The sequence below is a fragment of the Methylomicrobium lacus LW14 genome, from assembly GCF_000527095.1.
Taxonomy (GTDB): Bacteria; Pseudomonadota; Gammaproteobacteria; order Methylococcales; family Methylomonadaceae; genus Methylomicrobium; species Methylomicrobium lacus.
Genome location: NZ_AZUN01000001.1, coordinates 2,785,195 through 2,810,820, shown reverse-complemented (window position 1 = coordinate 2,810,820; position 25,626 = coordinate 2,785,195). Strand labels below are relative to the sequence as shown.

The 25,626-nt window shown below is 54.0% G+C and carries 25 protein-coding genes and 1 pseudogene; 13 read left to right on the top strand and 13 right to left on the bottom strand.

All coding sequences use genetic code 11. The annotated features are described in order from the left end of the window. The first annotated feature begins 195 nt into the window (after nucleotides 1-195). On the top strand, nucleotides 196-906 hold the full coding sequence (locus METLA_RS0112940) for a class I SAM-dependent methyltransferase (protein WP_024298946.1): 711 nt from the start codon (nucleotides 196-198) through the stop codon (nucleotides 904-906). After that, nucleotides 903-1,340, top strand: a complete 438-nt coding sequence (gene rnhA / locus METLA_RS0112935) for a ribonuclease HI (protein ID WP_024298945.1) — start codon at nucleotides 903-905, stop codon at nucleotides 1,338-1,340. Before METLA_RS0112940 ends, rnhA begins: the two co-directional genes overlap by 4 nt. A gap of 46 nt (nucleotides 1,341-1,386) precedes the next feature. Here the strand turns inward: rnhA and METLA_RS0112930 are convergent, their stop codons facing one another. Next, nucleotides 1,387-1,764 (bottom strand): YajD family HNH nuclease, encoded by a 378-nt coding sequence (locus METLA_RS0112930; RefSeq protein ID WP_024298944.1) that lies wholly within the window; start codon nucleotides 1,762-1,764, stop codon nucleotides 1,387-1,389. A 613-nt stretch (nucleotides 1,765-2,377) separates the two neighbouring features. Between METLA_RS0112930 and METLA_RS0112920 the strand changes: the two genes are divergently transcribed. Next, nucleotides 2,378-3,700: a retention module-containing protein gene (locus tag METLA_RS0112920; RefSeq protein WP_024298943.1), complete on the top strand. Its 1,323-nt coding sequence runs from the start codon at nucleotides 2,378-2,380 to the stop codon at nucleotides 3,698-3,700. Between the two features lie 40 nt (nucleotides 3,701-3,740). On the opposite strand, the pseudogene METLA_RS20920 reads toward METLA_RS0112920, so the two are convergent. The 4 genes and pseudogenes from METLA_RS20920 to METLA_RS0112900 all read right to left on the bottom strand — a co-directional run bounded on the left by METLA_RS20920 (nucleotide 3,741) and on the right by METLA_RS0112900 (nucleotide 6,356). Continuing rightward, nucleotides 3,741-4,856 (bottom strand): annotated as a pseudogene (locus tag METLA_RS20920) (ISAs1 family transposase). A gap of 281 nt (nucleotides 4,857-5,137) precedes the next feature. Next, nucleotides 5,138-5,593 carry a DUF1249 domain-containing protein gene (locus METLA_RS0112910; RefSeq protein WP_024298942.1) on the bottom strand — a complete coding sequence of 152 codons (456 nt, stop codon included), beginning with the start codon at nucleotides 5,591-5,593 and terminating at the stop codon, nucleotides 5,138-5,140. Further along, nucleotides 5,590-6,006 carry a 6-pyruvoyl trahydropterin synthase family protein gene (locus METLA_RS0112905; protein WP_024298941.1) on the bottom strand — a complete coding sequence of 139 codons (417 nt, stop codon included), beginning with the start codon at nucleotides 6,004-6,006 and terminating at the stop codon, nucleotides 5,590-5,592. The genes METLA_RS0112910 and METLA_RS0112905 overlap by 4 nt, the downstream gene beginning before the upstream one ends. Before the next feature lie 5 nt (nucleotides 6,007-6,011). Further along, nucleotides 6,012-6,356, bottom strand: a complete 345-nt coding sequence (locus METLA_RS0112900) for a PilZ domain-containing protein (protein ID WP_245598792.1) — start codon at nucleotides 6,354-6,356, stop codon at nucleotides 6,012-6,014. A 264-nt stretch (nucleotides 6,357-6,620) separates the two neighbouring features. Between METLA_RS0112900 and METLA_RS0112890 the strand changes: the two genes are divergently transcribed. Continuing rightward, nucleotides 6,621-7,634: a tryptophan--tRNA ligase gene (locus METLA_RS0112890; RefSeq protein WP_024298939.1), complete on the top strand. Its 1,014-nt coding sequence runs from the start codon at nucleotides 6,621-6,623 to the stop codon at nucleotides 7,632-7,634. Continuing rightward, nucleotides 7,631-8,347 (top strand): hypothetical protein, encoded by a 717-nt coding sequence (locus tag METLA_RS0112885; RefSeq protein ID WP_024298938.1) that lies wholly within the window; start codon nucleotides 7,631-7,633, stop codon nucleotides 8,345-8,347. The genes METLA_RS0112890 and METLA_RS0112885 overlap by 4 nt, the downstream gene beginning before the upstream one ends. A 35-nt stretch (nucleotides 8,348-8,382) precedes the next feature. Here the strand turns inward: METLA_RS0112885 and METLA_RS0112880 are convergent, their stop codons facing one another. Next, complete coding sequence (locus tag METLA_RS0112880; protein WP_024298937.1) at nucleotides 8,383-8,958, bottom strand: YigZ family protein; 576 nt, start codon at nucleotides 8,956-8,958, stop codon at nucleotides 8,383-8,385. A gap of 32 nt (nucleotides 8,959-8,990) precedes the next feature. Here METLA_RS0112880 and METLA_RS0112875 point away from each other — a divergent pair, with 32 nt between their 5' ends. Then, on the top strand, nucleotides 8,991-10,490 hold the full coding sequence (locus tag METLA_RS0112875) for an FAD-linked oxidase C-terminal domain-containing protein (RefSeq protein WP_024298936.1): 1,500 nt from the start codon (nucleotides 8,991-8,993) through the stop codon (nucleotides 10,488-10,490). 20 nt (nucleotides 10,491-10,510) lie between these two features. Here METLA_RS0112875 and METLA_RS0112870 read toward each other — a convergent pair whose 3' ends face one another. Both METLA_RS0112870 and METLA_RS0112865 read right to left on the bottom strand, forming a co-directional pair. Beyond that, nucleotides 10,511-11,017 carry a hypothetical protein gene (locus METLA_RS0112870; protein ID WP_024298935.1) on the bottom strand — a complete coding sequence of 169 codons (507 nt, stop codon included), beginning with the start codon at nucleotides 11,015-11,017 and terminating at the stop codon, nucleotides 10,511-10,513. Between the two features lie 43 nt (nucleotides 11,018-11,060). Continuing rightward, nucleotides 11,061-12,467: a P-loop NTPase family protein gene (locus METLA_RS0112865; RefSeq protein ID WP_024298934.1), complete on the bottom strand. Its 1,407-nt coding sequence runs from the start codon at nucleotides 12,465-12,467 to the stop codon at nucleotides 11,061-11,063. A 563-nt stretch (nucleotides 12,468-13,030) separates the two neighbouring features. On the opposite strand from METLA_RS0112865, the gene METLA_RS0112860 reads away from it, so the two are divergent. Beyond that, nucleotides 13,031-13,414: a hypothetical protein gene (locus tag METLA_RS0112860; protein WP_024298933.1), complete on the top strand. Its 384-nt coding sequence runs from the start codon at nucleotides 13,031-13,033 to the stop codon at nucleotides 13,412-13,414. 51 nt (nucleotides 13,415-13,465) lie between these two features. Here METLA_RS0112860 and nadB read toward each other — a convergent pair whose 3' ends face one another. Then, complete coding sequence (gene nadB / locus METLA_RS0112855) at nucleotides 13,466-15,118, bottom strand: L-aspartate oxidase (RefSeq protein ID WP_024298932.1); 1,653 nt, start codon at nucleotides 15,116-15,118, stop codon at nucleotides 13,466-13,468. A gap of 284 nt (nucleotides 15,119-15,402) precedes the next feature. Here nadB and rpoE point away from each other — a divergent pair, with 284 nt between their 5' ends. The 4 genes from rpoE (at nucleotide 15,403) to METLA_RS0112835 (ending at nucleotide 19,060) form a co-directional block, all read left to right on the top strand. Then, the gene (gene rpoE, locus METLA_RS0112850; RefSeq protein WP_024298931.1) at nucleotides 15,403-15,993 is read left to right on the top strand and encodes an RNA polymerase sigma factor RpoE; all 591 of its coding nucleotides are present in this window, start codon (nucleotides 15,403-15,405) and stop codon (nucleotides 15,991-15,993) included. 12 nt (nucleotides 15,994-16,005) lie between these two features. Then, nucleotides 16,006-16,557 (top strand): sigma-E factor negative regulatory protein, encoded by a 552-nt coding sequence (locus METLA_RS0112845; RefSeq protein ID WP_024298930.1) that lies wholly within the window; start codon nucleotides 16,006-16,008, stop codon nucleotides 16,555-16,557. 107 nt (nucleotides 16,558-16,664) lie between these two features. Beyond that, nucleotides 16,665-17,507 (top strand): MucB/RseB C-terminal domain-containing protein, encoded by an 843-nt coding sequence (locus METLA_RS0112840; RefSeq protein ID WP_245598791.1) that lies wholly within the window; start codon nucleotides 16,665-16,667, stop codon nucleotides 17,505-17,507. A gap of 140 nt (nucleotides 17,508-17,647) precedes the next feature. Further along, on the top strand, nucleotides 17,648-19,060 hold the full coding sequence (locus tag METLA_RS0112835) for a DegQ family serine endoprotease (RefSeq protein WP_024298928.1): 1,413 nt from the start codon (nucleotides 17,648-17,650) through the stop codon (nucleotides 19,058-19,060). A 66-nt stretch (nucleotides 19,061-19,126) separates the two neighbouring features. On the opposite strand, the gene METLA_RS0112830 is transcribed toward METLA_RS0112835, so the two are convergent. From METLA_RS0112830 to METLA_RS0112820, 3 genes are read right to left on the bottom strand one after another with little or no spacing between them, the layout of a single operon-like run. Beyond that, the gene (locus tag METLA_RS0112830) at nucleotides 19,127-19,555 is read right to left on the bottom strand and encodes an HIT domain-containing protein (protein ID WP_024298927.1); all 429 of its coding nucleotides are present in this window, start codon (nucleotides 19,553-19,555) and stop codon (nucleotides 19,127-19,129) included. 20 nt (nucleotides 19,556-19,575) lie between these two features. Beyond that, entirely contained in the window at nucleotides 19,576-20,595 is a 1,020-nt protein-coding gene (locus tag METLA_RS0112825; RefSeq protein ID WP_029646647.1) for a M14 family metallopeptidase, read from the bottom strand. Then, nucleotides 20,592-22,019, bottom strand: coding sequence for a glutamate-cysteine ligase family protein (locus METLA_RS0112820; RefSeq protein ID WP_024298925.1), 1,428 nt, complete (start codon nucleotides 22,017-22,019; stop codon nucleotides 20,592-20,594). Before METLA_RS0112820 ends, METLA_RS0112825 begins: the two co-directional genes overlap by 4 nt. A gap of 391 nt (nucleotides 22,020-22,410) precedes the next feature. Here METLA_RS0112820 and METLA_RS0112815 point away from each other — a divergent pair, with 391 nt between their 5' ends. After that, the gene (locus tag METLA_RS0112815; protein ID WP_024298924.1) at nucleotides 22,411-23,769 is read left to right on the top strand and encodes a CBM96 family carbohydrate-binding protein; all 1,359 of its coding nucleotides are present in this window, start codon (nucleotides 22,411-22,413) and stop codon (nucleotides 23,767-23,769) included. A gap of 228 nt (nucleotides 23,770-23,997) precedes the next feature. Here the strand turns inward: METLA_RS0112815 and rnt are convergent, their stop codons facing one another. After that, complete coding sequence (rnt, locus tag METLA_RS0112810) at nucleotides 23,998-24,633, bottom strand: ribonuclease T (protein WP_024298923.1); 636 nt, start codon at nucleotides 24,631-24,633, stop codon at nucleotides 23,998-24,000. 143 nt (nucleotides 24,634-24,776) lie between these two features. On the opposite strand from rnt, the gene METLA_RS0112805 reads away from it, so the two are divergent. Beyond that, nucleotides 24,777-25,565 carry an MlaA family lipoprotein gene (locus METLA_RS0112805; RefSeq protein WP_024298922.1) on the top strand — a complete coding sequence of 263 codons (789 nt, stop codon included), beginning with the start codon at nucleotides 24,777-24,779 and terminating at the stop codon, nucleotides 25,563-25,565. The last annotated feature ends 61 nt before the right edge of the window (nucleotides 25,566-25,626 follow it).

Sequence of the window (25,626 nt, the reverse complement as noted above, 5' to 3'; positions counted from 1 at the left end):
CTTTTTATGTCTATAAGGTGCTGATTTGTGGCATCATAAAAAAACGACGCCCCCTTCAGCAGATTACTTGTCTGAATCCAGTTGCGAACAAGTGGCGGTTGTCATTTTTGCAAACGAATTTTAAAGCCGTTTGCTTCAAAGTATATAACATTTTTTTCGGAAAAACACCAACCAATCCTCATGTGTTGACATGCGATGAAGCGCGACTTTTTATTTTCCTACTATCAAACTCCGCGCGGCGAAGTGCTCAGGCGGCAGGAGACCGATTATTTGCAGCGTTCGATTACGGTCAGCTGCAAACAGACGATCTTGCAGATTGGCGCCTTGGGCTGGGAAACGGAATTGATCGACTGCACCTTATATAAGTATTATACCGTACTGGATGCGAGGGGGCTGGGCGACCCCGCGGTCAAAAAAATCCGGGCGGAAGCCAGTTGCTTGCCGTTGCAGTGCGATAGTGTGGATATGATCATCTTGCCGCATTTTCTGGAATTTGATCCCTGTTGCCTTAGGACCATGCGCGAAGTCGAACGCGTCTTGAAGCCGGAAGGCACCCTGGTGGTGGTCAATTTCAATCCCTGGAGTTTGCGGATACGCTATGAATATCTGTGGGAACGGCAGAAACATGATGCCTGGTCGGGGCATTTCATCAGCCGCACCCGCGTCATCGACTGGTTGAAATTGCTCAATTTCGAAGTTATTTTATTCACCGAATTCAACGCCAAATCGGTGCGTTCGACACACGGAAAATTTATGGACAATTGTTATTCATTGAGTGCCAGCGCCTATGCGATCAAGGCGATCAAGCGGCGTTACAATATCATTCCGCTGACGCCGGTTTGCGAAGCCGCGCCGCGTCTGGCGCTGGCCAATTCGATCAATCCTGCGACACGGGTCGGTTCATGACGGATACGGTGATCATCTATACGGACGGCGCCTGCCGAGGCAATCCCGGCCCAGGCGGCTGGGGCGTGCTGTTGAGTTATAAAGGCGTCGTCAAGGAATTATACGGCGGCGAAAAAGAAACGACCAATAATCGAATGGAGCTGACGGCGGCCATTCAAGGGCTCGAGGCGTTGAAAAAGGAATGCAGGGTGGAGGTGAATACCGATTCCAAATACGTGATGCAAGGCATCACCGAATGGCTGCCGAACTGGAAAAAAAGAGGCTGGAAAACCGCCGGCAATAAACCGGTCAAAAACGAGGATTTATGGCGCCGTCTGGATGCGGCCAGAAGCGGACATGCGGTCGAATGGAAATGGGTGAAGGGTCATTCGGGGCATAAGGAGAATGACCGGGCGGATGCACTGGCAAATCTTGGGATTGATCGCTTGAAGTAGGCTCAGGGCGCAAGGCGGCGCCTTTTACCCTAAACCTGAATCCTGCCTATTTCTTGCCCAGCAAATCTTTCAGTCCCGCAAAAGGATTATGGGTCGACACCGGAGCCGACGACTTCAGCGCATTCGAAGTTCCGAAACGCATTTCTTCGTAACGGGAATGTTCGTTGTCATGGCAGTAAACGCACAACAGCTCCCAGTTGCTGCCGTCGAGCGGATTGTTATCGTGATTATGATCCTTGTGGTGCACGGTCAGTTCGGGAAGATTTTTGGAGGTGAATTCCCGTGCGCAGCGTCCGCAAATCCACGGGTACAGCTTAAGCGCCCGCTCACGGTAGGTGTCTTCTCTAAGCTTTTGATTAAGCTTGACTTCGCTGACGAATTTCTGCATCTTGTCTTTGTCGAGGGGAGTTTTTTTCATGGTCATAATGCGAGCGGTTATAGAATTGATGATCGGGTCGTGAGGCGGTTTGCTGCATCGGCTTGTGTCGTCATCCGACACAGCGAGGTCATTAAAAACGGGCTCCGCTTCAAATTTTACCCGAAGTCAGCGCGCTTTGAATGGCGATTTTGAAAAAATGCGGCTCCGATGATTCATCTCGCGTATCACGCCGAATTTGATCCCGAGAAGTATCCGATTTTAAAACGCCTCGAAATGCTTTATGTTGAATGAGTAAAGGCCATGAACCATAGCTCTCCCGCCCCAAACAACCAAGCCGGAAGTCTAGATATCAGAGACTTGCTGGGCGATGTCCAGGCTGAATATCTCAGCGATTATTTAACGCTCTCGATCCGCAGCGAATTTACAGATGCTGCTAAGCGAAACCACGGTCAATACCTCCCTCGATTCGATAGTCTGATTCGCCTCGGTTGGCAAGCCATCCCACGGGCGGCCGGCAGGCGAAAATTCGCGTCTTAGTACCAAAGTACAATACTCAACTGTCAGTGATTGTGAAACAATCATAGCATCCGCTATTTTCAGTAGCGTCAGATTCTATACAAAACAAAGTCAGCAATTCCCCTGGTGGAGAGTATCAAACATGGCAAAATTCGGCATCGTAAAATTTGTGACGGGTGTAGTGAAGGCGGTTTCGGCCAACGGCGTCGAGCGCGTACTCCATACAGGGGATAAGGTCCTTCCGGACGAAGTCATCGTCACCGCGGATAACGGCAATGTCGTCATCGAATTCAATGACGGCATGACCATGGACCTCGGCCGCAATCAGCAGGCCGCGTTGAACGAAGATGCCTTGGTCCACCAGAATCCGGTCGAGCCAGCCGCCGTTCAAGCGGCGACCGGCTTGCACGGCGAGGTTGCCGCCGTTCAGCAAGCATTATTGCTCGATGCAGACTTCGATCCTAACAAGGCATTGAGAGCGACTGCCGCAGGCGAGGCCCAAGCTGCCGACGATTCCGCCGAGCCCCGCCCCGAGGGTAACAAAGGCCATGGCGCGGTTTTTGTCGTGGAGTATAACGATCCTACTTCGCAGCCGGACAGCGGTTACGATACGATTGGAATAAACTTCGGTTTTCCTCCGCCGATGGACGTGCTGATTTTAAATCCCGCACTCGCCTCCGACGCCCCCCCTTTTCTTGAAATAGCTCCTCCAGACGGGCAGGGAGGTCCTGGAGTAGTCCATGAGAAAGGTCTGCCCAATGGCTCAGATCCGACGTCGAACGCTCACATTGTTTCCGGAGGAAAGATTACCGTTGGGGACCCGAATGGCTTGTCCGATATAAAAACCATTACCATAGGCAATCAGACTTTTGATGTCGGGGGCAATAAACTACCCACCCTTGTTGGCCAAACGATTCCTGGAACGCACGGGACCATTACGATAACAGATTATGATGGTAAGGGGACATACACCTACACATATACGCTGACTGAAAATGTCGTCGATGATTTTCATACGACAAATGGCAATCCTGACCCTGGTCAGAATCCCGATGTTCCCGAGAATGATGGTTTTCATGTCACTGTCTCCGACAAGACCGGCGGCCGTGCCGAGGGCGATATTACCATCAGGATTGCGGACGACGTACCGACCGCGGTAAACGACACCGACACTATTCCCGGAGGCTCTTTCGATCCGGCAACGGGCAACGTGATCACCGACGCGGAAGGCGACGGCGGCGCCGACACCCAGGGCGCGGACGGCGCCACGGTGACGGCGATCGCCGGCAACAACCCGGGCGGCTCGGCGCTGACGCCGGTGGGCGGCGGCACGACCGTCAACGGCCAGTACGGCCAGTTGACCATCAACGCGGACGGCAGCTACAGCTACAGCCGCAGCGCCGGCACCCCGGGCGGGGTGAGCGATGTGTTCACCTACACGCTGACGGACGCTGACGGACGCTGACGGCGACGCCAGCACGGCAACGCTGACAGGGTAATCGCGCTTAAATCATCCCGATGACACGGAGTAAATAATCGTTATCCCATCCGGCCTTTAAGCGCTTGATTTTCACTCCCACCTTAGACGTTTTTTCAGCTTTGGTCAGGTTCAGGGCAATATGCCGGATCACCGCCAAGTTCGCCGCACTATGTCCTTTCCGCGTTCGATTGCTGTCCTCATCAAAGGCGATATCAAGCACCCAATGAAGATTATTTTCAATCGCCCAGTGTGCTCGCACCGCACGCTCCAATCGCTTCGGATCATGGGCATCCAGACTGCTGATAAAATAGCGCGTTTCCTCGGTTACTTTGTTATCGATTTCTCTTTTGGCCGTGACGGCGATAATACTTTGCAAGCCTTTCCAGCCATGCCGCTCTTGCAGCCAAGCAATGTCGGCGGTTGCTCGAAGCGAGCGCGTTTCGATTCGGCCATGCTCGCCGTCATAACTGACAGAGGCGACTGCCGGCGATAACGACGAGGTAAAAAAGGTAAGGACATCCTCATGCAGAGTACCCTGGTTGCCTTTCAGGCTCAACACATGGTCACCACCTTGCTGTTTAATCTGCTCGGCTATCTTCTTTTGGCACCCCATCGCATCGATAGTCACCACGGTCCCCGCTATATCCAGCCGTGACAATAACTTCGGAATGGCCGTAATTTCATTCGATTTGTCATCGACTTTGACCTACCCTAAAACCAGGTTATTTTGTTGCGCCCATGCGCTGACCATATAGATCGCGGCTTTTTTTGAGGCTTTGTCCACGCTCCGCCTTAAGCACTTGCCGTCGATCGCAATGACTTCCCCGTCGGTGAGACGGGCTAAATCAGATACCCAACGGGAAAAGCAGTCGCTAAACTGGTCGGTATCAATGGCCGCATACACTTCACCGAAGGTGTCGTGCGAAGGGATGCCATGCTCTAATCCCAGCAATTCAGTGAACCAGTCCTCTTTGGCTAAGCCAAATTCTTCAATCGCAACCCAGTTATCCGCTCCGCAAATCACTGCGCGGAGGCTGATAAAGAATATATCTTGCAGTTGATGCTTCTTTTGCCGGTTAACCCTAGGGTCTTTAATGCTCGAAAAGTGATGAATAATTGAAGGCGTTGGTTTTTCTATCATTGCAATTCAAAATGATAGACTTATTACCTCATCTAAATTCTATTTTCAAGTGCTTTTAAGCGCGATTGCCCTGATGCCAATGCCGCGTTGACGCAGTTGCAGGACAATATTACGGTACAACAGCAACCGTAAGCCATAAGACCGATTCGCCATACGGCGACAGGGATAAAGGATTGCCCCTCGGACATGCTCTGAAGCGGGACGGGTTATTCAACCCGTCCCAAACGTTTGCAGGCTTCAATGTCGGGGAGGAATGAAATCTCAGGTCGAGCGCCGGGATTTTAGGCGATGGCGATCGTTCGCAGGGTTTCGGCACGGAAGCGGTAATTTTTATTCAGGCAATGATCCAGCCATTTTTGCAGAAAATAATTTAACCGCCATTTGTAATTCATAATCTCAAGACTCAGGCCGGGATCCTTGTAAACCTTGGCGACGGCGGCGCGGGCGTGGTCGCTGATCACTTCGGCCAGGCGCAGGTCCAGATAGAGCCGTATCGTGACGGCGGGTTCCAGAAATTCCTCAAGATTTTTTTTGAAGCTGTGGCTCAGCAGAATCGTCAGCGTATAGGGCGAGCGTTCGAGCACTTCGAGATGCAGCGTCGAACTTCCTTCGGCAAGGCCGGTCGCGGTGTCGCGGTAGTCGAGCAGGTCGGGAATCAAGCGCAAGAGCTTTTGATAGTTGGCGGCGCAGACCTGTTCGAGGCAGAGCGATTTGTTGACCGGGTTCAGCTGGCTCATAACCGCGGCGAATCTTCGCTGTAGCAGGCATAGGCGCTGGCGGTCTCCCATAATACGACCTGAGACACATTCAAGCCGGCCTGTTGCAGGTAACGGTAGATCATTTTGCTGAGCACCTCGGCGGTCGGATGTTCGTCCAGGGCCAGGAAGCGTTCGTTGTTCGCGACCAGCATCGGGATGATCGGGTCGTCCTTGTGCAGCAGAAAATTATGATCGAGATGTTGATCGATATAGGCCTCGACGCAATCCCGAACGTCAGAAAAATCGCAGACCATGCCTTGGGCGTTAAGCTGTTCCTGCTGGATCGAAATGGAGGCTTTGACGCTGTGTCCATGCAGATGACGGCATTTTCCGGGATGGTTCATCAGCCGGTGGCCATAGCAAAAATAAACCTCTTTGGTTATCGTGTACATTTAAATCAACATCCTTTGATGCTTTTGATCGCCGCGGCGATTTCGAAACTGTGGGTGGTTGCTGGAGTGCAGCGAATGATCTCAATAAAGGCGGTGACCGGCGGGCCTTGCGGGCTTCTGAAGACATGAATCTCGGCGGCCTTGCCCTGCGGCAGCGCCTGGTCTGCGATAAACGAAATTCCTGCGCCGCTGATCGATTTACAATGACCTGACCTTTGCTCGGACGAACCGGCCAATTTGATGGTGATTTCGCTGCCAAGCGTCAGCCGCATTTGTTGGCGCTTCTCATTATAATCGGGCAAAATTTTAACCTGGATTGAGTGATAAAAACACAGGGATTTGAGCAGCATAGCCTTCGCATCCCGTTCGGTTTAGCCAAAGTTTACTATAAAAGTCTTGCCAGGGGCTAAAAATCCCGATGCCGAGTTTTCGCCGGCCATTAGCCCTGCAAAATCGTCTGAATTTCGGTAAGATGTGCGGATGACCCGATGCCGTTCAGTATGCAAGACGAGGGACATGCTTCGATTCACGTCAATAGGCAGGCGTTCGAATGGATTGGCATCGATTTTTTGGTCGCATCAATTGACTAAGCACAGACCGTTGAGTGGGAATAAATGAGTAAAGCAACAGTATTAACAGGCATCACGACCACCGGCACGCCGCACCTGGGCAATTATGTCGGCGCGATTCGGCCGGCGATCGCGGCGAGCAAAAACGACAATGTCGCGCCTTTTTATTTTCTGGCCGATTATCACGCGCTGATCAAATGCCAGGAGCCGGAGCGGGTCCGCCAGTCCAGTCTGGAAATCGCCGCGACCTGGCTGGCCTTGGGGCTCGATACCTCGAATGCGGTTTTTTACCGGCAGTCGGATGTGCCCGAAATCCTGGAACTGTCCTGGATTTTGACCTGCGTGACCGCAAAAGGCTTGATGAACCGCGCGCATGCCTACAAGGCCGCCATCGCGGACAATGAACAAAGCGGCGAAAATGATCCGGACAAAGGCATCACGATGGGTCTGTTCAGTTATCCGATTCTGATGGCGGCCGATATATTGATGTTCAAGGCCGACAAGGTACCGGTCGGCAAGGATCAGATTCAGCATATCGAAATGGCGAGAGACATCGCGGCGCGCTTCAATCATATTTACGGCGAGCATTTTGCCCTGCCCGAGGCGGTGGTCGAGGAGCACGGCGCGACCTTGCTGGGACTCGACGGCCGCAAGATGAGCAAGAGCTATAACAATACGATTCCTTTGTTCGAGCCCGAGAAAAAACTCAGAAAGTTGATCAACAAGATCAAAACGAACTCGCTGGAGCCGGGCGAGCCGAAGGACCCCGAGACTTGCACCTTGTTCAGCATTTACCGAGCGTTCGCGACGCCGGCCGAAGTCGGCGAGATGCGCGTGCGCTATGCGAACGGCATCGGCTGGGGCGAGATGAAGCAGGCCTTGTTCGAATACATCAACGAGCATATCACGCCGGCCCGGGAACGCTATGAGGCGTTGATGCAGGCGCCCGATCATATCGAGCAACAGTTGCAGGACGGCGCGCGCAAGGCGCGTGCGATCAGCGCCCCGTTCATCAAGGAGTTGCGCGATGCGGTCGGTATTGCCAGGATTTCCGCGTGAGCAAAATCACCTTCGGCGACTGGCTCAGGGAATCCTTGCAGTTTATCGGCCGCGCCCCGGTTACCTGGTTCGGCTGTTGCCTGATCATCGGCGTCTTGATGACGCTGGGAAAATTGTCCCTGGCGCTGGGCGTGTTCGTGTCGGTCAGCAGTCTGTTTGTCGGCGTCGGCGTCGCCAAATATATCGATCTGAAGTCCAGCGGCGACAATCCGGTCGCTTTGGGCTGGGCGGTCAAGAAAAGCCTGCCGCTGGCGATCCTAGCTGCAGGCAGTCTGGTGCTTTGCTGGGGAGCTTTCAGGGCGATAGCCGGCATTGCGGCCGGCGATTGGCAAAACATCGCCAAGTTTTTCTTCTATTGGGAATTCACCCCGGAAAACCTGCTGCGGCAAACGACGCGCGAATTGGCGATCTGGCTGTTCGGCTATGCCAATGTCGCGCTAATTTTTTGCCTTTTGATGCTGAACAGCTTCGCGAACTGGTTCAGCTATCCGTTGATGCTGTTTAGAAATTACGGTTGGAGCGCGGCGAAGGAAGAGGGCCGGACGGCGCTATCCGAATGTTCGAATGCGTTCTATAAATTGCAGGGCTTCATTTTTTTGCAGGCGCTGCTGTGCCTGTCGGTCACGCCGTTGTTGACGCCGGTGCTGTACATGCTGACATCGACATTGATGTATGTGTCTTATCAGAGCGTATTCGGCGGCAAGTCCAAATAAATTCCAGTCGGGTTCGATCGCCTAAGCGCTCCCGATCAGATTTTTTCAAGCAGCGGAAAGGCTTGTTGCAGTGTCGGCAACTGATCCGCGGGCAGTTCGAGCACCAGCTTGATCTGTTCGGCAAATTGCTGCTCGAGGATGCGGCCGTCCAGTTTTTTGAGCAAATACTCCAAGGGCTGCAACTGGTTGTAAGTCACCGCCAGCCTGACGCTGGTCATGGCGATGAAGGGTTCGATGTCGGCTTCGTCGATGACCCGTTTGGCGGCGTTGCCGTAGGCGCGGGTCAAACCGCCCGCGCCGAGCTTGATGCCGCCGAAATAACGGACCACCACCAGCAGCACGTCGATCAAATCCTTGCCTTCCAGGTGCTGAAAGATCGGCTTGCCGGCCGTGCCGGAGGGCTCGCCGGCATCGTGAAAACGGTAAACGAAGCCTTGCGGCGTCTTGAGCCGGTAGGCATAAACGATGTGCGTGGCGTCCGGGTATTCGGCATGCAGTGTTTTCAAATGCCGGACGACCGCTTGTTCGTCCTTGCAAGGAAAAATCATGCCGATAAAGCGCGATTTTTTGATGTTGTCTTCAATCGTGTGTTGGGATTTGACACAATACACGCATCACTCCGAAATTGGCCTGCAAATCGCGTATGATAACAACACATCCGCATGCTTCCGAAAAAATTCGCCATCCGGCCGACCGCCGGCGCCTGCTCGAAGAATTCAAGCGCTGGTTGCCGCCCGCCTCGATCCTGGCCGAGGCGGAAGCGTTAAGGCCGTATGAATGCGACGGTTTGTCGGTTTACCGCTGCCCGCCGTGGCTGGTTTTACTGCCGGAAACGGTAGAACAGATTCAACAGATCCTGCGCATTTGTTATCGCGAGGGCGTGCCGGTCGTGGCCAGGGGCGCGGGCACCGGGCTGGCCGGCGGCGCCTTGCCGCTCGACAATGGCGTGCTGCTCGGTTTGGCGAAACTGAACCGGATACTCGAAGTCGATCCCCGCAATCGGCTGGCCAGGGTGCAGCCCGGCGTGCGCAATATTGCGGTTTCGGAGGCGGCGCGGCCTTATGGATTGTTCTATGCGCCCGATCCGTCGTCGCAGATCGCCTGCACCCTGGGCGGCAATGTCGCGGAAAATTCGGGCGGCGTGCATTGCCTCAAATACGGTTTGACGACGCACAATGTGCTGGAGGTCAAGCTCGTGACAATGGAGGGCGAGTTGCTTACCTTGGGCGGCGGCGGACTCGAGGGTCCGGGGCTCGATTTGCTCGCGGTGGCGATCGGCTCGGAAGGACTGCTCGGCGTCGCGGTCGAGATCACGGTCAAATTGCTGCCCTTGCCGGAAGACACGCAGGTGTTGCTGGCGGCGTTCGACGCTGTCGAAAAGGCAGGGCAGGCGGTCGCCGGGATCATCGCCGCAGGGCTGCTGCCAGCCGGTCTGGAGATGATGGATCATACGATCATTCAGGCCGCGGAGGACTTTATCGGCGCCGGTTATCCGGTCGAAGCCGAGGCGGTTTTGATCGTCGAATTCGACGGGATGCGGGAACAGGTCGAGCAGGACCTGGAGCGTGCGGCCTACTTGCTGAAGGCCTGCGGCGCCTATCGGCTCGACATCGCCGCGACCCCGGAGGACAGGCTGAAAGCATGGGCGGGCCGGAAGGCGGCATTCCCGGCCGCGGGCCGGATCAGCCCCGATTATTACTGCATGGACGGCACGATACCGCGCCGTTTTCTGGCCGACACCTTGAAAAAAATCGCCGAATTATCCACCCAGTACGGTTTGACGGTCGCGAATGTGTTTCATGCCGGCGACGGCAATCTGCATCCCTTGATTCTTTATGATGCGGCAAAACCCGGCGAGCTCGACAAGGCCGAGCAATTGGGCGGGGCGATTTTGGCGTTGTGTGTCGAGGTCGGCGGCACGATTACCGGCGAGCATGGCGTCGGCATCGAAAAAATGAATCACATGTGTTTGCAGTTTTCGGCAAGCGAATTGAGGCAGTTTCACGCGCTAAAACGCGCATTCGACGAGAAGGGCTTGTTGAATCCCGGCAAGGCCATCCCGAGCCTGCACCGCTGTGCGGAATGGGGGGCGATGCACGTGCATCAGGGCAACGTGCGTTTTCCCGAGATTGAGCGGTTTTAGAGGCTAAGCGGATCTTGCGGTCAAATCAATTGACCCAGGCCGAAAGCTCCCAGGTAGGTCAATACGAAATACAGCAAGGCGAGGACGCCGCTCGCGATGACATTGACTTCAATGACTTGTTTAAAGATGTAGGTAACCAGCGCAAAATCCCAGAAGATCAGCGCAAACAGCAGGTAATAGCTCAACGGATCATCGCTGACGGTCAGCCAGATCATCACCGGGATGATGAATAAGGCGACCACATTCGCGCAGAGCATCATCGCGGTCGTGACCTGGATGAAGCCGTACAGCGTTTTATTAAAAAACAGCATCAGGCCGATAAACAGCAGGGTCAGTCCGGTTTCGATCGTGACCTCGTAAAAGGACTCGAACGGGTCGTCGGTCATGTTGGCCTGCAGGAAATACTCGACCAGGTAATAGAAAATCAGGTTCTGTTTAAAAAATCCGGTTGATCGAATCAGTTCGAGCGGATTGTGCCGGAACCAGCATAAAGGCAGATATTGTCTGATGTTATCGACGGTTGCCATGATGAGTCTGACTCGTTATGCGCTAGCGGCCGGAGAAGGTGTTTTACGGCAGTTCCTTGGGGCCCTTGCTGTCCGCGAAAACGTCGAAAAGCTGCGCATTATAGGTGCTGAACGTATCGTTTAAGGACTGCACCAGATCCTTGGTTTTGCCGGTCAATTGGGTCAGCCGGTTCTTGGTTTTCTTGTTCCAGAGGGCAGGTTCGGAAATCGGCAGCAACATGCGCGAAAAAGTCAGATTTTTTTCGAACATGCCGGCCAGATTTTCGAGCAGATTCAGCTCCTTTTGGCGGTTGTTCAATTGCGCGATGATCAGCTTCGCGTGCAGGCGACTGAAGATCAGGTGAATCGGCGTCATGATCGCGATCAGCACGAGAATCGAGATGGGGCCCAAAATCGGATCGATCAGCGTGGCCAGGACGATGCCAGTGTTAATTTCCGCAAACAAGGCCAGCACGATGAACAGGCTGAGCACCAAGAGGCTGGACATATTGACCCGCTCCTTCCAGGAGGCGATGCCTTTTTTGACTTCCGGAATCACCACGTTGTCGATTTCGGCGATGTTGTCTTCTAGCGCCTGCAGCACGCGGTAAGTCCGGTCGTAGCCGACATTGGCGAGGCGTTGGTCGATCAGGCTGAAATCGATTTTGCCGGCCTGTGGGATGAAGCCGCCATCCTGGCTTGGCAGAATCATGAACTGGCCTGAGGAAACGCCGATATCGGCCAGGCGCCGTTGCCAGGTCGAGATGATTTCGCCGCTTCTGGCTGCCGTCAAGGCGGCGGGCGCATCGATCAGATAAACCAGTTTATTGGTATCCTGGTGCAATTGAATCTGCGTGATCAATTGGTCCAGCAAAGGCGACGGCGTTTCGAAGGCATCGGTAAAGATGAATACCGTATCGGAGTTTTCGATCGCATAAGTGATCAAAAAAGACGTGACCGCGTTGGCCGGCGTCGCGCCGATGGCGGGGGCTTCTATGAACAGCTTGCCTTTCAGGTGGTCGCTGGGCAGCGTTTTGAGTTCCAGATAGGCATTGATGCGGCTGCCTTCGCCCGGCTGCAATTGCTCGAGCTTGTGGCTGATCTGATAAAACGGGAAGCGGTGATCGACATCGAGCGCGGTGCCGGGCAAGATGGTCGGGCTAGTCTGGTTGTTGTGCAGCAGCACCGAAAATTTGTTATGCGAGGTTTGCAGGCCGGTCAACTGCAAATCGGAGCCGAAATAACTGTTCATGAATTTCGACTTGGCGTTGGAATTGCCGCCGATCAAGGTCACGATCGGCCACCAGGAACTTTTAGTCGCGGTGGTTTGATCCGCATCGATCAGGCCGAGGTCGAATTCCAGTTGATCGAGTTCATGAAAGACTTTGGAGGTTTTTTGTAAAATCGGGCTGTCGCTGGCGAAATATTTTTCCAGATTTGCCAGGTATTTGCTTACAGTCTTTTCAGTCATTGTCGTCACACCGGTTTGTTAAATTTATTATTCTGGGTATGGAAAGCCGAATGCTTGCCGCCCTGGGTGAACTGGGGCCGAACTTTATCGTTCGGTATCTCAGGGCGTCATGGGCGGCCGCATCGGGCTAGCTACCGGTTTGTTAAGCCGTGCTTTACAGCTTTAATTCATCTCGTTATTGTTTTTATTATGCATGAGCGCTTAACGAATCGGTTACGAAAACCGTTGCTCTCCGCTCGGAAAAAAAACCGTAAAAAAGAGCGTATTGGTACGATGATACAAAAAATGGAGCAAATATTAAAGGTATTTTATTGCCGGAAGACTCGCGGTGACTGAGCTTCGCAGGCGGTCTTCGCTTTGCCGCGGAACTTCGCTTTTGCCGATGACTCACGGCTAAAAGTTTTTTTGATGAAGGGCTTGGATTTTGGCCGCGTTGCCGTCAAGCCGCGAGAGTCGGTTGATGCCTGTATTTTTCTCCACGGCAGGCCGCGAATTTGTGTATATTTATCGGGTTTTCAACCGGGCCGGTTATCGCCTTGTTACGTTCGAATGGCTGATCAAACATGAAGCTGCCTTATTTCCTTGGCTTGTTTATATGCATGCAGGCCGCCCTGTTACAGGGATGCTCGCTGCCGTTTGTCGGAGGGGTCGGCGACACCGGATTGAGTAAAGAAGAGTTCGCGCACTATGTCGAAGAGGTGTTCCGCTTTCAAAACCGGATGACCAGCGAAGTGATGATGCTGACGGCGAGCGATGACGACAGCGACTTTTCCGCCTTATTGAAGTCCGAACAGCATATGCAGCAGGTCTGCGCGCCGCTGAACGAATATGTCTCCCGTGATATTGACGGGCTCGGTACCAGTTTGATATTGCGGCGGAAAGTCGTCAAAACGACGCTCGATTGCGACCACGCCGCGCATGAAGTCGAGGTGTTGCTGAAACGTTAGGCGGCTTCAGGCGTCCCGGTGCTGCGGGGGGCAGGGACGCCCGGCGGTTTTTCATTCACCCATTTCGTAGGTATTGCGCCCTTGCAAGCGCACCGGCTGCAAGATCGTCGGCTCTGGCGGTTTGCTCTGGTCGAGATTGGGATAATCCAGCGTATAGTGCAGGCCGCGGCTTTCCTTGCGCCGCATCGCGCTGCGGATGATCAGCTCGGCGACGATCACCAGATTGCGCAGTTCGAGCAGGTCGCTGGTGACCCGGAAGTTGCCGTAATACTCGGCGATTTCCTTTTTGAGCAGCTCGACGCGGCTCTGCGCCCGGTGCAGGCGCTTGTCGCTCCTGACGATGCCGACATAGTCCCACATGAAATTCCTGAGCTCGTTCCAGTTGTGCGAGACGACGACTTCTTCATCGGAGTCGCTGACCTGCGATTCATCCCAGGGCGGCAGCGGCGGCGGCGGGGCAATCTCGGGCAGTTTTTTGACCAGGTCGATATGCGCGCGCTCCGCGAACACCAGGCATTCGAGCAGCGAATTGCTGGCCATCCGGTTGGCGCCGTGCAAGCCGGTGCAGGCGACTTCGCCGATCGCGTAGAGATTGGCGATATCGGTGCGCGCATAGCTGTCGGTCAGCACGCCGCCGCAGGTGTAATGCGCGGCCGGCACGACCGGAATCGGCTGCCGAGTGATGTCGATATCGTAATCGAGGCACTGTTGATAAATGGTCGGAAAATGCTCGCGGATGAAGGCTTCGGGTTTGTGGCTGATGTCCAGATAAACGCAGTCGATGCCGCGTTTTTTGATCTCGGCATCGATCGCGCGGGCGACGATGTCGCGCGGCGCCAGTTCGCCGCGCGGGTCGTAGTTTTGCATGAACGGTGCGCCGTTCGGCAGGATCAGCTTGCCGCCTTCGCCGCGGACCGCTTCGCTGATCAAAAAGGCGCGCGCCTGGGGATGATAGAGGCAGGTCGGATGGAACTGCATGAATTCCATGTTGCTGACGCGGCAGCCCGCGCGCCAGGCCAGCGCGATGCCGTCGCCGGTCGAACTTTGCGGATTAGTGCTGTAGAGATAGACCTTGTTTGCGCCGCCTGTCGCCAATACCACCGCGCGCGCGGCGATCGTTTTGACCTGTTGTTTTTGGGTGTCCAGCACATAAGCGCCGAGAATGCGCTTGCCGATCGGGCTGGCGCCGTCAGCGCAAGGGCCGGTAATCAGTTCGACTACGTTATAATGCTCTAACAGGTCGATATTGGCATGTTCGCGCGCGCGTTCGATCAGCGACAGGGACACGGCCTTGCCGGTCGCATCGGCGGTATGTACGATGCGCCGATGCGAATGGCCGCCCTCGCGGTGCAGGTGCAGTTTGAATTCGCCGGATTCGGTTTCTTCCCCGGTAAACACCACGCCCTGGCTGCGCAGCCAGTTGATCGAGCTTTTGCCGTGCGTCACGGTCAATCGGACGATGTCCGGATCGCAAAGGCCGGCGCCCGCGTCCAGGGTGTCCTCGATATGCGATTCGATCGAGTCTTCGGCGTCGAACACCGCAGAGATGCCGCCTTGTGCGTAAAAAGTGCTGCCTTCGGTGAGTGCGAATTTCGAGAGTACCGCGATTTTGACTCCATGTTCGGCCAGTTTTAAGGCTAAACTTAAGCCAGCGCCGCCGCTGCCGACGATGAGAACATCAGGGTGATTGACTGAATTATGCATCTGAAGTTGAAGGAAGGTGTGCGGAATAAGGTGTCAGGCGTTGATCGAGGGTTTTGCCACGCTCGGAAAACAGCAAGGAATTCAGATTGAAGCGGATACTAATCAACGGCCTATACTCTGGAAATGCAGTGTCGCAAGGATAAATCGGTGCCTGCTTAAGGGCCGGACTGGCTTAGTTGGCAAGCATCATGGATAATAGCCATTTTTGCCGTGATAGCAATTTTTTTTGTCATAGCAGAACTAATGCGGTTTAATTCTGTCCATTCTACCATCCAAGAACATAAGTGAAGAGTCATTCTAGGGCGAGCGAACAACTGGACGAAGACCTGGTATTGCGGGTACAGCAGGGCGATAAGTCCGCGTATGATCTTTTGGTGATCAAGTATCAGCATAAGATTGTTCAATTGGTCAATCGCTATGTTAAAGATCCTAGCGAGTCGCAAGATGTCGCGCAGGAGGCTTTTATCAAAGCCTATCGGGCGCTGGGTAGCTTTCGCGGCGAAAGTGCTTTCTATACCTGGCTATACCGGATCGCAATCAATACCGCGAAAAATTATCTGATGTCCAGATCAAGGCGAAATGTCGATATGCAGATAGACGTTCAGGATGCTGAAGTCTATGAAAATCTGCCGCAGTTGCATGGCCAGGAAACGCCCGAAAGGGAACTGCTGAGCCGGGAAATTGTCGAGACGATCAAAACGGCGATCGCAAAGCTGCCTGAAGAAATGCGGATCGCCATCATGCTGAGGGAATTTGAAGGAATGAGCTATGAGGAGATTGCTCAGGCGATGGATTGCCCTGTAGGAACGGTGCGCTCACGCATTTTCAGAGCGCGTGAAGCCATTGATAGTAAACTCAACCCCCTGCTCGATTGACGGTGATATTTGATGCACGAAGATTTAATTCAAAAAATTTCTCAATTTCTGGACGATGAGCTTCCCGAAGAAGAATCCTTGCGCCTCTTGCAAAAAATGCGGACCCACTCCGAGTTGGCAGGCAAGATGCGCCGTTATGAGGCAATTAAGCAAGCCATAAAAAATGATGAAGAGTTAATATCGGCAGCGCCCGATTTCGTGGCCTCGGTCAGCAGCCAGCTTCAGCAAGAGCCGACCTACCTGATTCCGAATACGACGCGGCACTGGATTCGCCACCGACATTTTGGGCGTTCGCATAAAATTGCCGCCGCGGCGGCATCGGTCGCGGTGATCGCGTTTGTGGCGCACACGCAGCGTCCTGAACCTGCCAGCCCGGTACAGATTGCCGCCGTCAAAGAGACGGCCAAACCCGCCCCGCAATTGGCGGAGGTCAAGGCTTCCCGGAATGCCTATCCGGTCAATCAACAAATCAGCGATTATTTGCAGGCGCACAGCAGCATTTATACCAATAGCCAGGCTGATTTTCAGCCTTATGCGCAAGTTACGCATTACAGTCAAAAATGATTTTGGTTGTTCGCTTTTTCCTGATAATTTTCTGCTCAATCGGGCCGGTCTCAGCCGAAGACAGCGACTTAACCGCCAAACAGATTTTGGCGAATATGGTTCAGGCCATGAGGTCCCTCAATTACGAGGGCACCGTCGTGTTTTTCCGTAACGGCAGGCTCGAATCGATGAAATATTCGCATGCGTCCGCGCCGGACAGGGAGCAGGAACGTCTGATCTCATTGAATTCGCCATTGCGGGAAATCGTCAGAAATGGCGACCTGGTCAGTTGTCGTTATAATGACACGCAAACCGTCGTGTTCGACCATAGGCCTTTCGAGCATTCGTTTTTGGTCAATTTTTCGAGCCATCTTGACGCACTGGCCAATCTTTACGACTTTGCTCTGTCCGGCGAAGAAGATGTGGCGATGTTTCCGGCCTATGTGATCGATATTCAACCGAAAGACGAATTCCGCTACGCGCGGCGGATCTGGGTCGAAAAGCTGCAGTTTTTGCCGTTAAAAATCACCGTGTATGACCTCAGCGGCGCGCTTCTCGAACAGGTCGTTTTTACCGAGCAGCATGTCAAGGAAGCCTTGCCTTTTAGCGAGGTGAAACCGGAGGATGCCAATCGGAGCGGCCGAGCGATCAAAGAGAGCGTCCCCGGCGCTTTGCGCTTTGCCGTGAAGAATCCGCCGGCCGGTTTCAAAGAAGTCTATTTTGCGCGCAGAACGATGCATGATTCCCGTTTACCCGTCGAACACTTGCGGATGAGTGACGGTTTGGCTTCGGTTTCCGTTTATGTGGAAAACAAAAATCCCGAGATCGAATCAGGCCCTAGGTCAGTCGGTGCGGTCAACTTCTACAGCCGCAATCTCGATGATTATCAGGTGACGGCGATGGGCGAAGTGCCGCCGTTAACGGTCAAAACGATTGCCGAAGGCATTGGGCTCAAAAACGGCGGCCGCTGAAGGCTTCCCTCTATTCAATATTGCGGAATTGCCGAAGGTGATCCGATTTTTTAAATTTTTTACTGTGTATTTCCGGCCCTACAGACCATCGCTAAAATGGCGGGTAGGCGATCATTTTATTATTTGGGATTAGAGGTTTTATGCTTAAAAGGCTTGGGTGGTCAGTTTTTCTGGTCTTTTTGTTCGGTCACGAGGTTTACGCGCAGCTGCCTGATTTTACCGAAATGGTCAAAAAAAATGGTGTGGCGGTCGTCAATATCAGCACCACCCAAAAAGCGCCTCCGGAAACCAGCAGTCTTCCTCCTCAGGAGCAACAACTGCCCGAGGACTTGCCGCCCGAAATGGAGGAGTTTTTCAAACACTTTTTCAATGCGCCAGGCGGTGATTCCGTCCCCAGGGATACGCAGTCGTTGGGTTCGGGATTCATCATCTCGGCGGACGGTTACGTGCTGACCAATCACCATGTCGTGAAGGATGCCGACGAGATTGTCGTCAAGCTGACCGATCGAAGAGAGCTGGTCGCCAAGCTAGTCGGTTCCGACGCGCGCACCGATGTCGCGTTATTGAAAGTTGACGCCAAGGATTTGCCGATCGTGACTATCGGTTCGCCGGATAAATTACAGGTCGGCGAATGGGTGCTCGCGATCGGCTCGCCTTTCGGTTTCGAACAGTCGGTAACAGCCGGCATCGTCAGCGCCAAAGGGCGCAGTCTGCCCGGCGGCAATTATGTGCCGTTCATTCAGACCGACGTCGCGATCAATCCCGGCAATTCCGGCGGCCCCTTGTTCAACATGGAGGGTGAAGTCGTTGGCATCAATTCGCAGATCTACAGCCGGACCGGCGGCTTCATGGGCTTGTCGTTCGCGATTCCGATGGATGTCGTGACGAATGTGGTCGATCAGATTAAAACCAAGGGCAAGGTGTCACGGGGCTGGCTGGGTGTGCAGATTCAGGACGTGACCCGCGAACTGGCCGAATCGTTCGGCATGAAGCGTCCGCATGGCGCGTTGGTCGCGAAAGTGTTGCCTGGAAGCCCGGCCGAAAAAGCCGAGATTCAGATCGGCGACATCATTACCGAATTCAATGGCCATGTAATCGAAACCTCGGGCGAATTGCCGCCGATGGTCGGCATGACACCGATCGATGACAAAGCGGAACTCAAGCTGATCCGTCAGGGCGAAACGATGACCGTGCCGATCAAAATCGGCTTGTTGCCCGAGCAGGAAGAGAAATTGGCGGATGCCGGCGGCAAGGGCGAAGTCAAGCCCGACAACAAACTCGGCATCTCGGTGACCGAATTGACCGCCGAGCAACGGGAAATGCTGGAAGTTGCGAAGAATGGCGTACTCGTCAAAAATGTCGGCAAGGGCCCTGCGAAGGACGCCGGTATTCAGCCGGGCGATGTGGTCCTGCGCATTCAGAGCAGCGTGATCAAAAGCGTCGCCGATTTTGACAAGGTCGTCAAAAACCTGCCGGAAGGCAAATCGATTGCATTGCTGGTTCAACGCCGCGGCAATCCGGTATTCTTGGCGCTGAAGATAGGCAAGCAATAACACGCGTTTGTTACCCCCGGCCCCATCGGCATACCGATGGGGCCGGGCGGCCTTCCCGATCGATCCCTATATTTCGCTCAAAAAACCCTTGAAGCGGTCATGAATTTGATCGCTAATCGCGGCGATCCGTTCTTCCGTATACGGAATACGATCAAATTTCCCCCACACCGGCGCCGGCCATGCCGCATCATTCTGGTATCTGACGATATGATGGATGTGCAGTTGCGGCACCAGGTTGCCGATCGCGGCGATATTCATCTTGTCGGCCCGGTACAGGTCCGCGAGAGCCTCCGCAAGTAGACTCGACTCTTCGGTCAATTGGATCCGCTCGTCTGGGCTTAATTGATAAATCTCGGTCAAATCGGGGTTTTCCGGCACCAGAATAAACCAGGGATAGTGGCTGTCGTTCATCAGCAAGAGCCGGCACAGGCCGAAGCGTCCGAGCGTGATACAGTCTTCCGCCAAACGCGGATGCAATTCAAATGTTGGCTTCATGCAGGCTGGGATTCCTGATATCAGGGAAGAGGGAGTCGTTCCATGAGATAGCACAGGCAATCCTGCCGGATCACGTGTTCGTCCAATGTCAGCATCGAAGGCATCGTTTGGCGGGTGATCTGCAAATTGCCGCTCTTCAGGTCAAAAAAACGATCGGTCACATCGTTGCCCTGTTCATCTTGGGCGAGCAAGGGCGACAGGGCGGCATTGCGGGCTTGGCCCAAGATCGTGCCCGGCGCAATTTCGGTAAAGTTCATCCGTTCCAGATCTTCGTTCAATAATAAATCGCAATCGGCCCGCGTGAAGCTGAACGAGACGGCGTCGGCGACCTTGACCTGCGCGACCGTATGGAACAGATCGAGGTCGCGGGCATGCACCGGATGTTCCGGCAGTTGGGACAGATGCAGGCAACTGTCCAGAAATTCAAAGGCATGATCGACGCCGTGCTGCTGGCCGGGGCGTCCGCATTCGAGGGTTACCGACGGGCATAGCGCGGCGAAGGCGGCCGATTGCACGCCGGTTGGGCGCTTGAAATAAACGACCAGGCGGCCGAACAGGGCCGCCAATTGCATAAAGTCGTTATCGAGCCGGTTGATGCAGGCGTAATGCGGGTTGAGGCCGGTGTTGTTGTGCACGTCGATGCTCGCGAAGACTTTACGTGCCCGCATGACTTCGAAGACCGCGGCGGCCATCTCCGTTTCCGGTGAGGCAGGCAGTTCGGTGCCGGGCCAGATCCGGTTGTAATCGGGCTGCTGCTCCAGTCGCCTGACATTCTGCGCGGCTGCGTCGATGTTGCCGAAAAACAAAGACAGCGATCTCGGCAATTCCCGCTGCCTGTATTTTTTGAGCAGTTGCTGCAATGCTAAAAAGCCGGTCGGTTCATTACCGTGCAGCAGTACCGAGATGAACAAGGGTTCCGCCAGTTTGCCCGGCAAATGCATCAGCGTGGGTTTCGGCAAAATCTGCCGCAGATCGATCGTGTCGGCCTCCAACAGGCCTTCCGGCAGCGCATGCAATTGATCAAACCGGGGCTCGGTCATGGCCACTCGCTGACCGCATTGCCGCTGTTCTGGCTTTTCAGGTAAGTTCGGGTCATTTCAGTAAAATTTCGCTCATGTTCGTTCGCAAAGCGCCGCTGCCAGTCGCTGCCGTTCTGTTTGTTCGCGATACGCTGGCGGATGACGCCTAAATAAGCGTCGATATCGGTGGGGTTGACGCCGAACGCCTTTAAGCCTTCGGCCGCCCGCGGCAACAGTGCCGTGCGTAAGAGGTGGTCGATCCTATGCCGGGAGCCGTCAAACCAGACGATCGTGCTGTCGAGTCCGTGGCGGGCGGCCTGATAAAAATTATCCTTCGCTTCCGGAAAGGTCAACGGCAGGCCATGGCTGATCACCTGTTCGCAAATATTATGCGTCAGGCCGAAATAAAATGCCGCATTTGCGATGGCGTCGAGCGGCGTCGGTCCGGAAGCGGGCGTCCTGTGTTCAATCCGGATGTGCGGCGTGCCGTCCGGGTCGAAGCCGACCAACGGCCGGTTCCAGCGCCAGATCGTGCCGTTGTGCAGGCGTAAATGCGCAAACTGCTCGGCGCCGGTATCCTGAGTGACCGGCAGCAAGACCGGAAAATGCGCCAGATTTTCTTCAAAACATTCGATCACCGAATGCCTCAGATAGCCCGAACCGAAGCCGACACGGTGCAGTGGCCCCCGCGCCGCGCCCGCGAAACCGCCGGTTTCGACGGCCTGCTCGAACAAGGGAATCCGGGTTTCATGCCAGAGTTCCTTGCCGAACAAAAACGGCGAATTGGCGCTGACGGCGACGATCGCCGCGGAGGCGATCAGCGAAGCATTGTAAAAATGATGCGCCAGATCCGGAGGCAATTGAATGTGAGTCTGAAACGAGGTGGTCGCCGCTTCGAGCATCACGTCATGATGGTCGACTTTCAGATGTTCGGCGCCGTTGATGTCGATATGAATCGGTTTGCCGCGGGCCCGCAGGATTTGCTCGTTCAACGCCTTATAGCGGTGCATGTCGGACATATTGCCGATGTGCAGGTCGCTTTGCGCGAGCGTCGGCAGAATGCCGATCATCAGCGCGCGATGGTTCATGCTTTCTGCATGCCGGCTGGCGTTTTGCCAGGTGCGCTCCAATTGAGCATGCAGGCGGCCGAACACCTCGCCGGTCAGCGGCTCAGGATCGCAATTCAGCTCGAAATTAAACTTGGCGAGTTCGGCGCTGGCCAAGGGATCGTTCAGCGTCGCCAGATACTGCCGATTGATCGGGGCGGGGCGCATCGCCTGATCGACCAGCCAGGCCTCGATCTCGAAACCGGCGACGGGCGGCCGACTCGAACAGGATTTCCGGGTTAGCATCTGTTTGAGCAAAGCCGTTTCCTGAGCAAGCTTCTGATGGAAAGCGATAAAATCGCCTTCTTCGAATTGGGTCAGCGCGATTTCTTGTCCCATGGCGGCATCCGGACTGACGGAGATGTCCCATCATACGAGCTTTTTAAAGCCAGCGTCAATGTTAGGAGGATAACGTGTTGAGAGTCAATACGTTGTCCGGTTTTGATCCTTGCCGCGGAGTGATATGGCTACACTGGACTGGGCGCTGAATTTCCTAAGAGCATTGAGAGAAAAAGAGCGGGAAACCTTATCTTGGGGGGCGGCTCGTTATTTTTAAGAGTGAATTGTTGTGTTAAGCGTTTGTTATCACTAAACTTCCAAACATCTTGCCGTTAATAAATGAGAGCACAATGAAAAATAATAATCCCAGTCAGTCAGTCAGTCTGTCCGCCGCATCAAGATAGCACAGTTATCCTGTGCGCTGGGTGTTCTGACCGTCACGCCATTGGCGATGGCAGAAGTGACTTTGCTCGACGATGCCTACATCTCTTACGCCGCGGCTGCGAAAAACTTCGGCAAAACGACCACGCTGAATGTGGTTGATGGCGCAAGCGACGGCTATCTTCGCTTCGACTTGGCTCATTCCCTCCCGTCAGGTTCACCGCGTGTCGCTAAAGCGACTTTAAAAGTGTTTATTTCGAGCATCAAAAAAGGCACAAGCGGCTCTTTGACAGTCAATCAAACCACCACTCTTGTCGATGAGTTGGAACTGATCAATACGCCGCCGTTGGCAGTGGGAGACGTTATCGGCTCCGCGGCGGCGAGCCTGAATCGCTGGGTGACCTTCGATGTGACAAGTTATGTCTCGGTACATCAGTACGACGAATCTCTTGCCTTTGCTTTGCAGGGAATAGGAGGTCTGAACGTCAAAATCGACAGCAAGGAAGCCAAGACCACCAGTCATGCGCCGGTGCTGGATATCGTGTGGGATAATTTGGGTTCCTTTGGCTACGAAAATACCGCTAATGGAAACCATGCGCTTGCTAATAATACGACGGGAGCTTCAAATACCGCATACGGGGTCTATGCACTGGGGTCAAATACTGCGGGTTCTCTAAACACCGCGCATGGAAATGCGGCGCTTTATTCAAATAGTACGGGAAGCTATAACACCGCTGTTGGGGTCGCCGGACTACTTTCAAATACTACGGGAAGTAATAATACCGCCAGCGGATACCAGGCGCTTTATTCGAATATTGAAGGAGAATATAACACTGCCCTTGGAAATAATGCGAGTTATGCAAATAGCGCGGGATGGTACAATACCGCTATCGGCTCGGTGGCGCTGCAATCCAATACGACAGGTAGCGCCAACACCGCCTTAGGCTTTGGGGCCGATGTGACTGCCAGCGATCTTATCAATGCGACCGCCATCGGTTCAGGCGCGAAAGTAAACGCCTCCAATAAGGTGAGGATCGGCAATACGGAGGTTGCCGTCATTGAGGGGCAAGTGCCTTTGACTACCACCTCCGACCAACGCTATAAGAACCACATCCAGGATTTGCCGCTAGGCGTGGATTTTATTAATCGACTGCGCCCTGTCGAATACATTCGTAATAACAACCAGACTCAAACCAAGGAATGGGGGGTTATTGCGCAAGAACTGAAACAGACGCTGGTCGATGTCGACTATAAAAATGCTGGCATCGTCTCAGAGGACTCTACGCCGCAAAAATACCTGACTGTCCGCTACAACGATTTTCTGGCTCCGATGATCAAGGCGATCCAGGAGCAGCAGCAAACCATACAAGAGCAGCAAAAAACTATTGCGGCCTTGTCGAAGAGAATTGAAGCATTGGAGCAAAAATAATCTCGCTGAACGTTCTCCGGATTGAGTTTCAGATCGGTTATTCTCTGCGGCAGAAAATAACCGGGATTGGACGAATCATCAAGATGGCGTCGGCGATGCGACAAGCTACAGCGTTGGCTTCTATAACAGCCAACGCTTGTATTCCACACTGGGCTTCTGCCTCCCAACGTTTATGAGCGTGAGATGGCGGCAACGCCCCCTGCCTCGGTGTCCGAAAAAACTAGACGACTACATATCAGGTTTGTCAGTCAGGCTTTCCAGCTGTTTCCAGCGGTTTACGATCTTGCAGAACAAGGTCGCGGTCATTTCCGCATCATAAAGCGCCGAGTGCGCTTTCTCGTTGTCCCAGGCGAGTCCTGCGGCCTTGGCCGCCTTTGCCAGCACCGTTTCCTGGTAGACGAGTCCGCCCAGGGTGGCCGTGTCAAAGGTGCTGAACGGATGAAACGGGTTGCGTTTGTTCTGCGTGCGCTGAATCGCCGCATTCAGAAAGTTCAGGTCGAAGGCCGGGTTGTGGCCGACTAAAATTGCGCGGGTACACAGATTGCGTTTGATGGCATGACGGATCGGCCGGAAAATCATATGCAGCGCCTCGTCCTCGTCGATCGCCATCCGAAACGGATGATAGGGCTCGATGCCGTTGAATTTGAGCGCGGCTTCATCGAGTTCGGAGTTTTTGAACGGAATCACATGCGCCGAATAGCGTTCGGTGATCTCCAGGTCGCCGTCGGCATTGAATTCCACAATCACTGCGCCAATTTCGAGGAGGGCATTTTTCTTCGGATTAAAGCCGGCCGTTTCGATGTCGATAATGACCGGTAGATAGCCTCTAAAGCGTCGGTCGAGGGGGATTGATGGGGATTCCATTAAGATACTATTAAGATGTGATGGGCAGAATTAAGGGGGAGGTAGGTTGTCGCTATTAGGAGACTCGAAGAGCCGTCATATTTGTGATATGTTACGCGCACTTTACTGGTATTGGAACCTTGGCGAAATCGAGAGTGAGAGAAATGCGAAAGTTTGAAAAGTTAACGAAATGTGTTGTATTGGGTCTCGCGGCTCTGGCGGCCGGCTGCGCGACGACATCCCAGGACAAAAGGGATCCATTGGAAAGCTGGAATCGTGATGTACAGGACTTCAACGATGGCCTTGATAACCATGTGATGAAGCCGGTCGCGAAAGGCTACCAATGGATCACGCCGACGTTCGTCGATCGCGGCATCACTAACTTTTTTAGCAATCTCGGCGATATTGGTGTGACGATCAATGATTTGCTGCAAGGGAAGGTCGTGCAGAGCGGTCAGGACGGGGCACGTTTTCTGGTCAATACGACTGCCGGCGTCGCAGGTTTCGTCGATGTGGCATCAATGATCGATTTGCAGAAGCATAACGAAGATTTCGATCAGACCCTGGGTTATTGGGGATTGTCAAGCGGACCTTATCTGGTCTTGCCTTTCTTCGGGCCCAGTTCACCGCGTGGCATAGGCGGTTTGGTTGGCGATGCGGCAATGAATCCTATCAGTTATGTGGGCTTAGGCGTGTCTTCCGGTATCTCTACCGCAATTTCCGGCGGGCTCTTTGCGACGAATGCGGTCGATATGCGGGCTGACAATCTGAGCTCCGAAAAAATCGCGACCGAGGCGGCGGTAGACCGCTACGATTTCTTCAAGAATGCGTATTTCCAGCAGCGAGAATACCTGGTGCATGACGGCAATGTTCCGCAAGATAAGGAACATGAGCAATTTGATATCGAGAAGGAATTCGATGAGCAAAACATGTCTCCGGTCAGTCCTTATTAACGAATGGCGCTGATCTTTCGGGCATATTCGCGGTTTCTCGGTTGGCTGTCGCGGTAGCGCG